At 72.1% G+C, this 13,047-nt stretch carries 11 protein-coding genes and 1 pseudogene; 10 read left to right on the forward strand and 2 right to left on the reverse strand.

Going from position 1 to position 13,047, the window contains the following annotated elements; translation table 11 throughout:
* The first annotated feature begins 198 nt into the window (after positions 1-198).
* The 3 genes from ABZ725_RS40635 to ABZ725_RS40645 all read left to right on the forward strand — a co-directional run bounded on the left by ABZ725_RS40635 (position 199) and on the right by ABZ725_RS40645 (position 2,500).
* Positions 199-1,383 (forward strand): glycerophosphodiester phosphodiesterase, encoded by a 1,185-nt coding sequence (locus ABZ725_RS40635; protein ID WP_358807408.1) that lies wholly within the window; start codon positions 199-201, stop codon positions 1,381-1,383.
* Positions 1,384-1,450: 67 nt separating this feature from the next.
* Positions 1,451-1,957, forward strand: coding sequence for a sigma-70 family RNA polymerase sigma factor (locus ABZ725_RS40640; protein ID WP_358807409.1), 507 nt, complete (start codon positions 1,451-1,453; stop codon positions 1,955-1,957).
* A 45-nt stretch (positions 1,958-2,002) separates the two neighbouring features.
* Complete coding sequence (locus ABZ725_RS40645; RefSeq protein WP_351908210.1) at positions 2,003-2,500, forward strand: GNAT family N-acetyltransferase; 498 nt, start codon at positions 2,003-2,005, stop codon at positions 2,498-2,500.
* Here ABZ725_RS40645 and ABZ725_RS40650 read toward each other — a convergent pair.
* Both ABZ725_RS40650 and ABZ725_RS40655 read right to left on the reverse strand, forming a co-directional pair.
* Positions 2,490-2,915, reverse strand: a complete 426-nt coding sequence (locus tag ABZ725_RS40650; RefSeq protein ID WP_351907978.1) for a hypothetical protein — start codon at positions 2,913-2,915, stop codon at positions 2,490-2,492. The two genes, ABZ725_RS40645 and ABZ725_RS40650, sit on opposite strands and share 11 nt — an antisense overlap.
* A 1-nt stretch (position 2,916) precedes the next feature.
* Positions 2,917-3,276, reverse strand: coding sequence for a hypothetical protein (locus ABZ725_RS40655; protein ID WP_358807410.1), 360 nt, complete (start codon positions 3,274-3,276; stop codon positions 2,917-2,919).
* A gap of 48 nt (positions 3,277-3,324) precedes the next feature.
* On the opposite strand from ABZ725_RS40655, the pseudogene ABZ725_RS40660 reads away from it, so the two are divergent.
* From ABZ725_RS40660 to cobT, 7 genes and pseudogenes are all read left to right on the forward strand, one after another.
* Positions 3,325-3,471 (forward strand): annotated as a pseudogene (locus tag ABZ725_RS40660) (HAD family hydrolase); the annotation flags it as partial.
* Positions 3,472-3,858: 387 nt separating this feature from the next.
* Positions 3,859-4,890 carry an ATP-binding cassette domain-containing protein gene (locus tag ABZ725_RS40665; RefSeq protein ID WP_351907974.1) on the forward strand — a complete coding sequence of 344 codons (1,032 nt, stop codon included), beginning with the start codon at positions 3,859-3,861 and terminating at the stop codon, positions 4,888-4,890.
* Positions 4,887-5,624, forward strand: a complete 738-nt coding sequence (locus ABZ725_RS40670) for a methionine ABC transporter permease (RefSeq protein ID WP_358807411.1) — start codon at positions 4,887-4,889, stop codon at positions 5,622-5,624. Before ABZ725_RS40665 ends, ABZ725_RS40670 begins: the two co-directional genes overlap by 4 nt.
* Positions 5,625-5,709: 85 nt before the next feature.
* Positions 5,710-6,546, forward strand: coding sequence for a MetQ/NlpA family ABC transporter substrate-binding protein (locus ABZ725_RS40675; protein ID WP_358807412.1), 837 nt, complete (start codon positions 5,710-5,712; stop codon positions 6,544-6,546).
* 155 nt (positions 6,547-6,701) lie between these two features.
* A complete protein-coding gene (locus ABZ725_RS40680) occupies positions 6,702-7,340 on the forward strand; it encodes a GNAT family N-acetyltransferase (protein ID WP_351907968.1) in 639 nt (212 codons plus the stop codon).
* Between the two features lie 97 nt (positions 7,341-7,437).
* Positions 7,438-8,655: a precorrin-6y C5,15-methyltransferase (decarboxylating) subunit CbiE gene (cbiE, locus tag ABZ725_RS40685; RefSeq protein WP_358807413.1), complete on the forward strand. Its 1,218-nt coding sequence runs from the start codon at positions 7,438-7,440 to the stop codon at positions 8,653-8,655.
* Positions 8,656-9,022: 367 nt separating this feature from the next.
* Positions 9,023-13,000 carry a nicotinate-nucleotide--dimethylbenzimidazole phosphoribosyltransferase gene (gene cobT / locus ABZ725_RS40690; RefSeq protein WP_358807414.1) on the forward strand — a complete coding sequence of 1,326 codons (3,978 nt, stop codon included), beginning with the start codon at positions 9,023-9,025 and terminating at the stop codon, positions 12,998-13,000.
* Positions 13,001-13,047: the final 47 nt, after the last annotated feature.

The raw sequence follows: 13,047 nt of genomic DNA on the forward strand, positions 1-13,047 counted from the left end.
CAACAAGCCGCAACAGGCCGCATCCAGCGCCATCGAGCCGCATTCGGTCGCATCCGGCCCCGTCCGACGCCGTGTCAGACAGCAGTGCTGCACAAGCCATCCACCGTAACCCGCGTGTTAGGACCGAGGTCTCCCGACGGTCATGTCCACGCCCCTACGATCGGCGCGCACGGACGAGCCGACGGCAGGAGGCCCCTCATGGGCACGCAGGGCACGCAGGAGTCGAACCATCAGGCGAGCGTGAGCGGAACCGGACGGCGGGCGCTGCTCGGCGCTGCCGTGCTCGGCGCCACCGGAGGCGTCCTCGGTCTGTCGGGCACGGCGAGAGCCGCCGACGCGCGGCACGGGGGCGGCGGCGGCCTGAAGAGCCTGCCCGTCCCGACGATCATCGGTCACCGCGGCGCCAGCGGCTACCGCCCCGAGCACACCTTCGGCTCCTACCAGCTCGCCCTCGACCTGGGCGCCGACATCGTCGAGGCCGGTGACCTCGTCCCCACCAGGGACGGTCACCTGGTCTGCCGGCACGAGCCGGAGATCGGCGGGACGACGGACGTCGCCGACCACCCCGAGTTCGCGAGCCGCAGGACGACCAAGGTGCTCGACGGCGTCTCCCTCACCGGCTGGTTCACCGAGGACTTCACGCTCGCCGAGCTCAAGACCCTGCGCGCGATCGAGCGCATCCCGGACTACCGTCCGCACAACACGCTCTACAACGGTCGCTGGGAGATCCCCACCTTCGAGGAAGTCCTGAAGTGGCAGGACGAGCAGACCCGTAAGCGCGGCAAGCAGGTCTGGATCTACCCCGAGACCAAGCACCCCACCTACTTCCGCAAGCTGGGCCTGGGCCTGGAGGAGCGGGTCGCCAAGCTGCTGCACAAGTACGGCAAGGACAAGAAGAACTCGCCGGTCATCGTCCAGTCCTTCGAGCCGAGCAGCATCCAGCGCCTGAACAAGCTGGTCGACAACCCCCTCGTGGTCCTGCTGTCGGCCGCCGGCACCCGCCCCTGGGACTTCGTCGAGGCGGGTGACCCGCGCACGGTCGCCGACCTCGTCACCCGGGCCGGGCTCCGCGAGATCGCGGGGTACGCGGGCGGCATCGGCCCGACCCTCGACCTGGTCATCCCGAAGGACGCGAGCGGCAACCTCACCACCCCGACCACCCTGGTGAAGGACGCCCACGCGGTCGGCCTGGTCCTGCACCCGTACACCATGCGCAACGAGAACCCCTTCCTGCCGACGAGCTTCCGCAAGGGCACGGACGCGGACGCCTACGGCGACTCCCTCAGCGTCTTCCGCACCTACTTCGCGACCGGCATCGACGGCGTCTTCACGGACAACCCGGACACCGGACTGCTGGCTCGCGCGGACTTCGTCAACGGCTGAGTCCTCGTTGGAGTGACAGTCGGCCGCCCGGGCAACCAGCCGCCCGGGCGGCCGCATCGTTCGGCATATGACGTCCGACTTTCTCACCGCCCTGCGCCCGCTCCTCAGCGCGGAGGCCTCCGCCGAGGCCCATGCCACCGGCACCGAACCCGGCGACCTGGAACAGGCGGTCTGGCTCCGCCTGCTGGAGCACCTCGCCACCGAGGGCCCGCCCCTCGACCCCCAGGGCTGGCTGCGCCGGGCCGTCCGCGCCGAGGTCCGCCGCACCCGCCGGACCACCCGCCGCGAACAGCCGTACGCGAGCGACCCGGCCGACGACGCCGACCGCGGCCCGGAGCAACTCGTCCTCACCGCGGCCCGCCACCGCGCCCTGCGCGAGGCCGTGCACCGGCTGCCCGGCCGCTGCTCCCGTCTGCTCCAGGCCCTGCTCTCGCCGGAGGACCTCACCTACCGGGAGATCGCGGGGGAGTTGGGTATCTCACAGGGCAGTCTCGGCCCGGAACGCTCCAGATGTCTGGGATGTCTGCGACGTTTGCTGGCTCCGGAGGTTGCGGCGGGTGATGTGCGGGGATAGGAGTGAAGGACCACAGGCGATCAGGTGAGCGGGAGGCGTGCGCACATGGGCATGAGCGTGACCATCTCGGTGGCGACCGAGCAGGACACCGAGCAGATCTTCAGGCTGCAGTACCTCTGCTTCCAGAGCGAAGCCGCGCTGTACGGCAACTACCGCATCGCCCCGCTCGTCCAGAGCCTCGACTCGGTCCGGCAGGAGCTCACCACCGACTGCGTCTTCGTGGCCCGGCTGGGCGACGAAGTGGTGGGCTCGGTACGCGGCAACCTCACGGAGGACGGCGCCGCGGCCATCGGCAAGCTCTGCGTCCACCCCCGCCTCCAGGGCCACGGCATCGGCGCACGGCTGCTGCGCGCGGCCGAGGAGGCGCTGGCCGAGGAGCGCGGCGCCAAGAAGTTCCGCCTCTTCACCGGCCACCGCAGCGAGGGCAACCTCCGCCTCTACCGCCGTGTCGGCTACGAGACCGTCGGCACCTCCGAGGGCACCGACGGCGTGCCGATGATCGTCCTGGAGAAGCAGGCCGGGGAGTACGCGGCTACCGCGTAGCGGTCGTGGGGGTACGGGACTTCCGCAGCCAGTACAGGGCCGACAGCGGCAGCAGCACCGGAATGAACACGTACCCCATCCCGTACTTCGACCACACGGTCGCGTCGGGGAAGGCGGACGGCTCCACCAGCGTCCAGGTGCCGACGATCAGTACGCCCGCGAGCTCGGCGGCGCAGCAGATCCGCGCCGCCCTGCGGGCCGTCTCGCCGCCCCGCACCAGCGAGTACGTGATGAAGCCGTACACCAGGCCGGCCAACGCCGACAGCGAGTACGCCAGCGGCGCCCGGTCGAACTCGGTCGCGATCTCGTACGCCGACCGCGACACGGCCCCGACCACCATGACCCCGTAGAACCACACCAGCAGGATCCCGGGCCCGCTGATGAGCCGGGCCGGCTTCTCCTGTGTCGCCGTCATGTCAGCCTCCCCAGATGTCGAAGAGCCGCACCTCGAGCACGGCGAGCACCACGCCGCCCGCCGCGACCGTCACCGAACCCCAACGGGTCCGCTCGGCCAGCGACATGAACCCCGCCGCCGGAACGCACGCGAACGCCCCCAGCAGATACGCCACGAAGATCGTCGTGCCCTGCTCGGGCTTCTCGCCCCGCGCCAGCTGCACGACCCCGATCACCAACTGGACCACGGCCAGCGCCGTGACCACGGCCATCCCGATGAAGTGCCAGTCCTTCGTCGGCTGGTCACGGTAGGCGGCCCAGCCGCACCAGGCGGCGAGCAGCAACGCGGCGACGCCGGTCGCCAGCGTCAGTGCATCAAGCATGCAGCGACCTTAATACGGCGTATCCGGCACCTCGCGATCGGCCCCGCGGCCGGTCGCGCCGCCGGGATGACCACCGTGGCGTTGGCCACAACCCGCCAGGCCCATGAGCTCGCCGCCGACCTCGTGGTGAAGGATCTGTCCGCCCTGTCGGCACTGGTCACCGGCGGGGGAGTGGGGATCTCCGTACGCGACTGAGGGATGTCCGAGGGCCGTCCACGGCTGTCCAGCATCCGGACAGCGCAGTCTTTGTCAGGACCGTACTTCTGCTTTACTGATGCCCATGACCACGACGAGCAGCCGCATCCTTGCGACCGAGGCGACCATGACGCCCGGTGCTCGTTGTATGTGTCGAATGTGCGCCTTCTAGAGGGCCCCCGCACCACCCGAGCTCGCGCCCCGAAGCGAGACGCCGTGGCAGGTCCGTACGCCGCACCTGAGCCGTACGTGACACCTGCCGCGCCCCGCGCACATGTTTCTCCCCGGTTCCCCGCCACAGCGAGAACCGTGTCGCGTCCCTGACAGCCTGCACCCGTGCGCCCGGGCACACCCACGCCCGCGCACTCGACAGTGACGGAACTCCACGTGATCACCACCACGGGCCTGACCAAGGTCTACCGCTCGCGCGGCCGTGCGGTCACCGCCCTCGACGGCGTCGACCTGCACGTCCGCGAAGGCGAGGTGTACGGCGTCATCGGCCAGTCCGGCGCCGGCAAGTCCTCGCTCATCCGCTGCATCAACCTCCTGGAACGCCCCACTGCCGGCACGGTCACCGTCGCCGGCCAGGACCTCACCGCGCTCGCCGGGCGCGGACCCCGGGCCGGCAAGGAGCTGCGACAGGCGCGCAGCCGGATCGGCATGGTCTTCCAGCACTTCAACCTGCTGTCCTCGCGGACCGTGCAGGACAACGTCGAACTGCCCCTGGAGATCCTCGGCGTCTCAGGGAAGGAACGTTCCCGCAAGGCGCTGGAGCTGCTCGACCTGGTCGGTCTCGCCGACAAGGCGAAGTCCTTCCCCGCCCAGCTCTCCGGCGGCCAGAAGCAGCGCGTCGGCATCGCCCGCGCCCTGGCCGGCGACCCGAAGGTGCTGCTCTCCGACGAGGCCACCAGCGCCCTCGACCCCGAGACCACCCGCTCCATCCTCCAGCTGCTGCGAGACCTGAACCGGCAGCTCGGCCTGACCGTGCTGCTCATCACCCACGAGATGGACGTGGTGAAGTCGATCTGCGACTCCGCCGCGCTCATGGAGAACGGCCACGTCGTCGAGTCCGGCACGGTCAGCGAACTGCTCGCCACCCCCGGCTCCGAACTGGCCGCCGCCCTCTTCCCGGTCGGCGGCGAGGCCACCGGAGACGACCGCACCGTCATCGACGTCACCTTCCACGGCGAGGCCGCCACCCAGCCCGTCATCTCCCAGCTGTCGCGCACCTACAACATCGACATCTCGATCCTCGGCGCGGCCATCGACACCGTCGGCGGCCTCCAGGTCGGCCGCATGCGCATCGAACTGCCCGGCCGCTACGAGGACAACGTCGTGCCGATCGGCTTCCTGCGCGAACAGGGCCTGCAGATCGACGTCGTGGGCGAGCCCCTGCTGGTGAACGAAGGTGCGAAGTGACCTGGTCCGAGATGGAGCCCCTGCTGTCCCAGGCGTGTTGGGACACCCTCTACATGGTCGGCTGGTCCACCCTGATCGCCGTCGCCGGCGGCCTCCCGCTCGGCATCCTGCTGGTCCTGACCGACCGGGGCGGCCTGCTGCAGAACACCGTCGCCAACAAGGTGATCGGGCAGATCGTGAACATCGCCCGCTCGATGCCGTTCATCATCCTGATGGTCGCGCTGATGAACTTCACCCGCACGATCACCGGGACGACCATCGGCCGTGACGCCGCGATCGTGCCGCTCGCCATCGGGGCCATCCCGTTCTTCGCCCGCCTGGTCGAGACGGCCGTCCGCGAAGTGGACGGCGGGCTCGTCGAGGCCGTGCAGTCGATGGGCGGCAACACCTGGACGATCGTCCGCAAGGTCCTCGTCCCCGAGTCCCTGCCCTCGCTCATCGCCGGCACCACGACCACGATCGTCGCGCTCATCGGCTACTCCGCCATGGCCGGCACGGTCGGCGCCGGCGGCCTCGGCGACATCGCCATCCGCTACGGCTACCAGCGCTTCGAGACCGAGCTGATGTGGATCACGGTGGCGATCCTCGCCGTCGTCATCTCGCTCATCCAGTTCGCCGGCGACTACGCGGCCCGCTCCCTGCACCGCCGCGGCGGCCGCTCCGGCCCCGCCCCGAAGCTCCGCCTGCTGAAGGCGAAGGAGCCCGCGGCGGCAGACGTGAGCAAGGTCGCCTGAGCCCTCCCCGGGCCCCCCGAGAAACACCCCCAGACTCCCCGCCCACCCAACGCGGGGACGCACCACCTCAGGAAAGGCACTTTTCGTGCGTAACACCGCCAAGATCACCACTGCCGTCCTCGCCGCCGGAGCCCTCACCCTCGGACTCAGCGCCTGCGGCTCGGACAAGGACTCCGGCAGCACCGACGCGAACGCCACGCTGACCGTCGCCGCCACGCCCACCCCGCAGGGCGAGATCCTCGCCTACATCAAGGACAACCTCGCGGCGAAGGCCGGCCTCAAGCTCGAGGTCAAGGAGTTCACGGACTACGTGACGCCCAACACCGCCGTCCAGCAGGGCGAGGTCGACGCCAACTACTTCCAGCACCAGCCGTACCTGACCGACTTCAACAAGAAGAACGACACCGACATCGTCGCGGTGCCCGGCGCCACCGTGCACCTGGAGCCGCTCGGTCTGTACTCCCAGGGCGTCAAGAAGCTCGCCGACCTCAAGACGGGCGCCACCATCGCCCTGCCGAACGACACCACCAACGAGGCCCGCGCGCTGAAGCTCCTGGAGGCCAACGGCCTGATCGGCCTGAAGTCCGGCGTCGGCTACTCCGCGACCCCCAAGGACGTCACCTCCAACCCCAAGAACATCGAGTTCAAGGAGCTGGAGGCGGCCCAGCTGCCGCGCTCCCTCGCCGACGTCGACGCCGCCGTGATCAACGGCAACTACGCGCTCGAGGCCAAGCTCAGCCCGGCGAAGGACGCCCTGGTCGCGGAGTCCGCCACGGACAACCCGTACGCCAACTTCCTCGCCGTGAAGAAGGGCAACGAGGACGACCCGCGCGTGGTGAAGCTGGCCGAGCTGCTCACCTCGCCCGAGGTGAAGAAGTTCATCGAGGACAAGTACGACGGCGCCGTCGTCGCGGCGTTCTGACCCGCGTCGACCGCGCTGCGCACGGGGTCCGCTCCTTCACTCGGTGCGGACCCCGTGGTGTGGTTCCGCGCTTGCATGCTGCATGCTGGGCAGTTCAGCGAGCCCTGACGGGCCGGCAGGTCTCATCCGAGATTTCGAAGGTTACGGAGCGGCGCATGACAAGCACCTTCCCCACCATCTCCATCAGCACGGAGCGGTTGGGCTTGCGTCCCCTCGACGAGGACGACGTGCCCGCGCTGGCCGACATGATGAACGACGAGCAGGTCGCGGCCTGGACCGCCGTGCCCCAGCCCTACGACCGGGCGGCCGCCCGCCGCTGGATCACCGAGTACGCGCCCGCCGAACGCACCGCCGGCCGCGGCCTCGACCTCGCCGTCACCGAGTTCCTCACCCAGCGCCTGGTCGGCATCGTCCAGCTGGCCAAGACCAACTGGCACGTCCGCTCCACCGAGATGTCGTACATCATCGCCCCCTGGGCGCGCGGCGAGGGCTACGCCTCCGAGGCGGCGCTGGCCACCGCCCAATGGCTGTTCACCGATCAGAAGTTCGAGCGCGTCGAGCTGCGCACGGCCGCCGACAACACCGCCTCCCAGCAGGTCGCCCAGAAGATCGGGTGCATCAGCGAGGGCGTCCTGCGCAACGCGTGCATAGCGCGCGCCCGCGCCGAGGACGGCACCTGGAACGAGGTGCGCACCGACTACATCGTCTGGAGCCTGCTCCCGGAGGACGTCGAGGGCGCCGGGGAGCACTTCGCGGAGAGCGGCGGCTTCACCTCGTACACCGACTGGAACTGACCCCCGGCCCGGGTGCCGGCGCCCTTGCCGGGACCTGCCGACCAGGTACCCTCACGGAGCCCGCTACCTGCGTGAACCCCCGGGGGGACTGACGACGATGGCCGACCGCGTCACGGTGATCGGCTGGGACGGCTCGCCGCTGACCGCCGCGGCCCGCTCCGCCCTGGGCGCCGCCACCCTCGTGGCCGGGGCCGCCCACCACCTGACGCTGCCCGAGGTCCCGCCCGGCGCGGAACGCATCCGGCTCGGCAGCGTCTCCCTCGCCGCCCGCCGCATCGCCGGCCACCGCGGCACCGCCGTCGTCGTCGCCGACGGCGACCCGGGCTTCTTCGGCGTCGTACGGACCCTGCGCGCACCCGAGTTCGGCCTGGAGGTGGAGGTCGTCCCGGCCGTCTCCGCCGTCGCCGCGGCCTTCGCCCGGGCCGGCATGCCCTGGGACGACGCCCAGGTGGTCGTCGCACACCGGCGCACCCTGCGCCGCGCGGTCAATGTGTGCCGCGCCCACACCAAGGTCGCCGTCCTCACCTCGCCGGGAGCCGGACCGGCGGAGCTCGGCCTGCTCATGGAGGGTGTGCACCGCACCTTCGTGGTCTGCGAGGAACTCGGCACCACCCGCGAACAGGTCAGGATCACCACCTCCGACAAGGCCGCCGACCACATCTGGCGCGACCCCAACGTCGTCATCGTCATCGGCGGCCCCACCGGGCCGGCCGTCTCCGGCGACACCGGCTGGCTCGCCGGCCGCGCCCCGGACACCGGCCCGCGCGGCTGGGCCCTGCCCGCCGAGGCCTACGGCGGTGGACTCGGCGAGGGCGAGTCGGAACTGCTGCGTGCCGCCCAACTCGCCCGTCTCGGCCCGCGCGTCGGCGACCTCGTCTGGGACATCGGCTGCGGCAGCGGCGCCTTCGCGACCGAGGCTGCGCGGGCGGGCGCCGCCGTCATCGCCGTCGACCGGTACGTGGAGGCGTGCGCCCGCACCGACGCCGCCGCGCGCCGCTACGGCGTCCAGCTCCAGATCGTCCGCGGCACCGCCCCGCACGTGCTGGAGAACCTGCCCGAACCGGACGTCGTCCGGGTCGGCGGCGGGGGAGCGGCCGTGGTCTCCGCGGTCGCCGACCGCCGCCCGCAGCGCATCGTCGCCCACGCGGCGACCCGTGACGCCGCCGAACTCGTGGGCCGGGACCTGTCCGAGCACGGCTACCGCGTCGAGTGCGCTCTCGTCCAGTCCGTGGAACTCGACACGCGGGCCTGGACGGAGACGGAACGGAGCGTCGCGTTCCTGCTCAGCGGGGCTCTCCCCGACCGTACGGCGTGACCCGGTTCGCCCTCCCCGTGATCCTGTTGTCGTACCGCGCGCGGTAGGCTGGCCGATCGTCGTACCGCTTCCGTTCGCCCGGCACTTCGTCGGTCAATGTCCGGAAAACACATCCCTTTTGGGGTAGGTGTGGTACGGCAGTACCGGAGGGCGCGCAACGTGGCGCAGTCCACAGCGGAGCGTCGCGGATCAAGCTGTCGCGATGCGACGACGGCCGGGACAATGCCACTGAATGGCTTTGTCGCTTTTTCGGGCGGGTCGTTCGTGCCGCTGGGCACGGACGCTCGTTCTTCACTACGGGGCGGTCGGTGCGCCGCTCCGGGTGAGCGGGTCGTAGGAGCACTAACCGATGGGCGAGGGGTTACGCATGACCGACACCGGCCAGGTCCCGGCCGAGGGGCTGCCGGAGAGCGCAGGCATGGTGGAGCAGCCGGGCGCCTCCGCGCACGGTGCGTACACCTACCTCTCCGACACCACCGCCGAGGACGAAGACCTGTTGCTGCTGCCGGGCGCGCAGAGCGCATGGGGCAACGAGGTGGCGCCGCCCGCGCCCGAACCGGTGGTCGAGACGGTGGTGCACGAGCCGGGCCCGCACGAGATGGCCGGCCGCGACAGCGGCTCGGTCGACCTCAGCGCCGTCCGCCTGCCCAGCCCGTCGGCGCCCCAGTCGGCCCCGCGCCGCCCGCTGCACCTCGGCCCGCCGATCCCCGACGCCTCCGCCAGCCCGGTCCGCTCCCTGGCCGACCGCGGCCCCGCGGACGCGCCGGTACGCCAGCCCGTCGCACCCGCGTCCGGCCCCGAGTACCTGGATGTGCCGCCCCTGCGCGAGATGCCCCCCCAGGGTGCGTCCCCCTGGGGCGCCGCCCAGGCCACGGTCCAGGGGCCGGTCGCGTCCGGGGTGACGACTGCGGAAACGGTTGTTCCGGCGCCGGCCGAGCCGGTGGGCGTGGCCCAGGCCGTGGTGGCCCGCGTGGCGACCGAGGCGATCGCCGCGACCGTCCCGGCCGTCCCGCAGGAACCCGAGGCGGCCGTCCCGGTCCCCGCGCCCGCGGCCCCGGTCGCCGCCGAGACGTACGGGGTCGTCGACCCCGGTCAGTTGCTCGGAGCCGCGATGATGGCGGAGGCCGAGGAAGCCCCCGCCGCCCCGGTCGCGGACGCCGTTCAGATCACGGCCGACGTTCCCGTCTCCGGCGAGGACCAGGCAGCGGAGGTCTCCGCCGAGCCGGTCTTCGAACCGCCGATGGACGCGCCGCAGGCACCGCAGGCACCGGACGCACCGGAGGCCGTGCAGGCGGTACAGGCCGTCGAGCCTGCCCCGGTCGAGACGGTGGAGCAGGTACCGGAGGTCCCCGAGGCGAACGCCGCAGAGGTGATCGCCGCCGAGGAACCCCGGCTTCAGGAGCAGGTCGCCGAGGCGCCTGCGGCAGAGGCGGTTCCGGTTCCGGTTCCGGTCGTCGACGTCGTTCCCGAGGTCCCGGTTCCCGACCCGGTCGAGACCCCCGAGCCCGTGGCGACCGTGATCCCGGAGACGCCGGCACCCGTGGAGGAGCCGGCCGCCCCCGTGGCCGTCCTCGCCGAGCCCGCCGCCCCGGAAGCCGTCCAGTTCGTCGAGGTCCCCGCCCAGCAGGCGGAGCCCGAGCCGGAGCTCGCCGTCCAGCCGGTCCCGGAAGTTCAGCCGGAGCCGCAGCCGGAGCCCGAGGTCCCGAACGAGGCCCCGGCCCCCGTGGCCATCGTGGAACCGGAACCGGAACCGGAACTGGTACCGGAACCGGAACTGGTACCGGAGCCGGAACTGGTACCGGAGCCGGCCCCCGAGCCGCAGCCGGAACCCCTGACCGAGATGACGGACACGGCGGAGCCGACGGAGACCACGGAGCTGCCCGTGGAGGCACCCGTCGTCGCCCCCGAGCCCCCGGCGGCCCCCCTGGTGGAGGCAGTCCCGGCCCCGCAGCTCCTGCAGGATCTGCCCGAACAGCAGTCTCCCCAGAGCGAGTTGCCCCCGGAGCCCCTCCAGCCCGCAGCAGCCGCACCCGAGCCGCTCGCCGAGGTGCCCGTCGTCACCCCGGAACCCCAGCCGGACCAGCCCACGGCGGACCAGCCCACGGCGGACCAGCCCACGGCGGGCGAGCCGGTGGTCGAGGAGCCGGTGGCTGAGGAGCCGGTCGCTGAGCAGCCCGTCGCCGAAGAGCCGGTCGTCGAGCAGCCCGTGGTCGAGGAGCCGCTCGTCGAGGTACCCCTCGGTCAGTTCGTGCAGGTCGAAGGCGCGGTGCCCACCACCCCGCACCTCGCCCCGACCCCGCCGCACCCGATCGTGCTCCCGACCGAGGAGCAGCCGACGCCCGAGGCGGAGACAGTGGCGGAGGCAGTCGCGGAGGCCACGGCGGAACCCCAGCAGGCTCCTGTCACGGTCCCCGCCCCCCGCGCCGCCGACCCTGCCCCCGCTCCCGACCCGGCGATCCCGGACACGGAGCAGGAGGCCGACGTGGACCCCTACGTCTACGTCGCACCTGACGTCGACCCCGATGTCGCACAGAGCCCGGAGGACCTGGAAACCAGGGCCGCCGACCAGGAGGAGACCCCGGCAGCCGTGGAAGAAGCCAGAGAGTCCACCGGCCCCGCCGCGCCCGCGTACGACGACGCCGAGCGCGAGGCGGTCCTGAAGGTCATGCGGGAACGCCGGGACATCCGCAACGGCTTCCGCGGCGACCCCATCCCGCACGAGGTGCTGCTGCGCGTCCTGGAGGCCGCCCACACCGCGCCCTCCGTCGGCCACTCGCAGCCCTGGGACTTCGTCGTCATCCGCTCGGCCGACACCCGGCGCGCGATGCACGAACTGGCGATGCGGCAGCGTGACGCCTACGCGAAGTCCCTGCCCAAGGGCCGGGCGAAGCAGTTCAAGGAACTGAAGATCGAGGCCATCCTCGACACCCCGGTGAACATCGTCGTCACCGCCGATCCGACCCGCGGCGGCCGCCACACCCTGGGCCGTCACACCCAGCCGCAGATGGCGCCGTACTCCTCCGCGCTCGCGGTCGAGAACCTCTGGCTCGCGGCCCGCGCCGAAGGCCTCGGCGTCGGCTGGGTCAGCTTCTTCGACGAGCGGGAGATGGTCCGCGCGCTGGGCCTGCCCGACCACCTCGACGTGGTCGCCTACCTGTGCGTCGGCTACGTCGACGAGTTCCCGGACGAGCCCGAGCTGATGCAGGCGGGCTGGGCCAAGCGCCGCCCGCTGTCGTGGGTCGTCCACGAGGAGACGTACGGCCGTCGCGCGCTGCCCGGCGAGGACCCGCACGACCTGCTCGCCGAGACCGTCGCCAGTGTCCGCCCGCTGGACGCCAAGGCGCTCGGCGAGGCCTGGGAGCGGCAGAAGCGCATGACGAAGCCGCCGGGCTCGCTCGGCATGCTGGAGATCATCTCCGCGCAGCTGTCCGGGCTGTCCCGGCAGTGCCCGCCGCCGATCCCGGAGCCCGCGGCCGTCGCGATCTTCGCCGGCGACCACGGCGTGCACGCCCAGGGCGTCACCCCCTGGCCGCAGGAGGTGACGGCCCAGATGGTCGCCAACTTCCTCGGCGGGGGAGCGGTCTGCAACGCCTTCGCGTCCCAGGTGGGCGCCGAGGTCTGCGTGGTGGACGTCGGCGTCGCGGCCGAGCTCCCCGGGACCCCCGGCCTGCTGCCCCGCAAGATCCGCGCGGGCACCTCCGACATGACCACCGGGCCCGCGATGACCCGCGAGGAGGCCAAGCAGGCCATCGAGGTCGGCATCGAGACCGCCCGCGACCTGGTGGCGGCCGGCAACAAGGCCCTGCTCACAGGCGAGATGGGCATCGCCAACACCACCGCGTCCGCGGCCCTCATCTCGGTCTTCACGGGCGCCGACCCGGCCGAGGTCACCGGCCGCGGCACCGGCATCAACGACGAGACCCTCGCCCGCAAGACCGAGGTCGTCCGCCGTGCCCTGGACCTCCACCAGCCGGACCCGGCCGACCCGATCGGCGTCCTGGCGGCGGTCGGCGGCTTCGAGCACGCGGCGATGGTCGGCCTCCTCCTCGGCGGCGCCTCACTGCGCACGCCCGTCATCCTGGACGGCGTCAGCGCCGGCGCCGCCGCCCTGGTGGCCCGCGCCATCGCCCCCGAGGTCCTCGCGGCCTGCATCGCGGGCCACCGCAGCGCCGAGCCGGGCCATGTGGCAGCCCTGAACAAGCTGGGCCTGCGCCCCCTGGTCGACCTCGACCTCCGCCTCGGCGAGGGCACGGGCGCGCTGCTGGCCCTCCCGCTGGTGCAGAGCACGGCGCGGGCGATGCACGAGGTGGCGACGTTCGACTCGGCGGGGGTCACCGAGAAGTAGCACCCCACCGGGGTCGGCGGGCATGCGCTCCTGCGTGCCCCCCGACC

The sequence above is a fragment of the Streptomyces sp. NPDC006872 genome (genome assembly GCF_040635845.1).
Taxonomy (GTDB): domain Bacteria; phylum Actinomycetota; class Actinomycetes; order Streptomycetales; family Streptomycetaceae; genus Streptomyces.

Coding starts and splice junctions, on each gene's coding strand:
- ABZ725_RS40635 (WP_358807408.1), top strand. CDS start 199: ATGGGCACGCAGGGCACGCAGGAGTCGAACCATCAGGCGAGCGTGAGC.
- ABZ725_RS40640 (WP_358807409.1), top strand. CDS start 1,451: ATGACGTCCGACTTTCTCACCGCCCTGCGCCCGCTCCTCAGCGCGGAG.
- ABZ725_RS40645 (WP_351908210.1), top strand. CDS start 2,003: ATGGGCATGAGCGTGACCATCTCGGTGGCGACCGAGCAGGACACCGAG.
- ABZ725_RS40650 (WP_351907978.1), bottom strand. CDS start 2,915: ATGACGGCGACACAGGAGAAGCCGGCCCGGCTCATCAGCGGGCCCGGG.
- ABZ725_RS40655 (WP_358807410.1), bottom strand. CDS start 3,276: ATGCTTGATGCACTGACGCTGGCGACCGGCGTCGCCGCGTTGCTGCTC.
- ABZ725_RS40680 (WP_351907968.1), top strand. CDS start 6,702: ATGACAAGCACCTTCCCCACCATCTCCATCAGCACGGAGCGGTTGGGC.
- cbiE (WP_358807413.1), top strand. CDS start 7,438: ATGGCCGACCGCGTCACGGTGATCGGCTGGGACGGCTCGCCGCTGACC.
- cobT (WP_358807414.1), top strand. CDS start 9,023: ATGACCGACACCGGCCAGGTCCCGGCCGAGGGGCTGCCGGAGAGCGCA.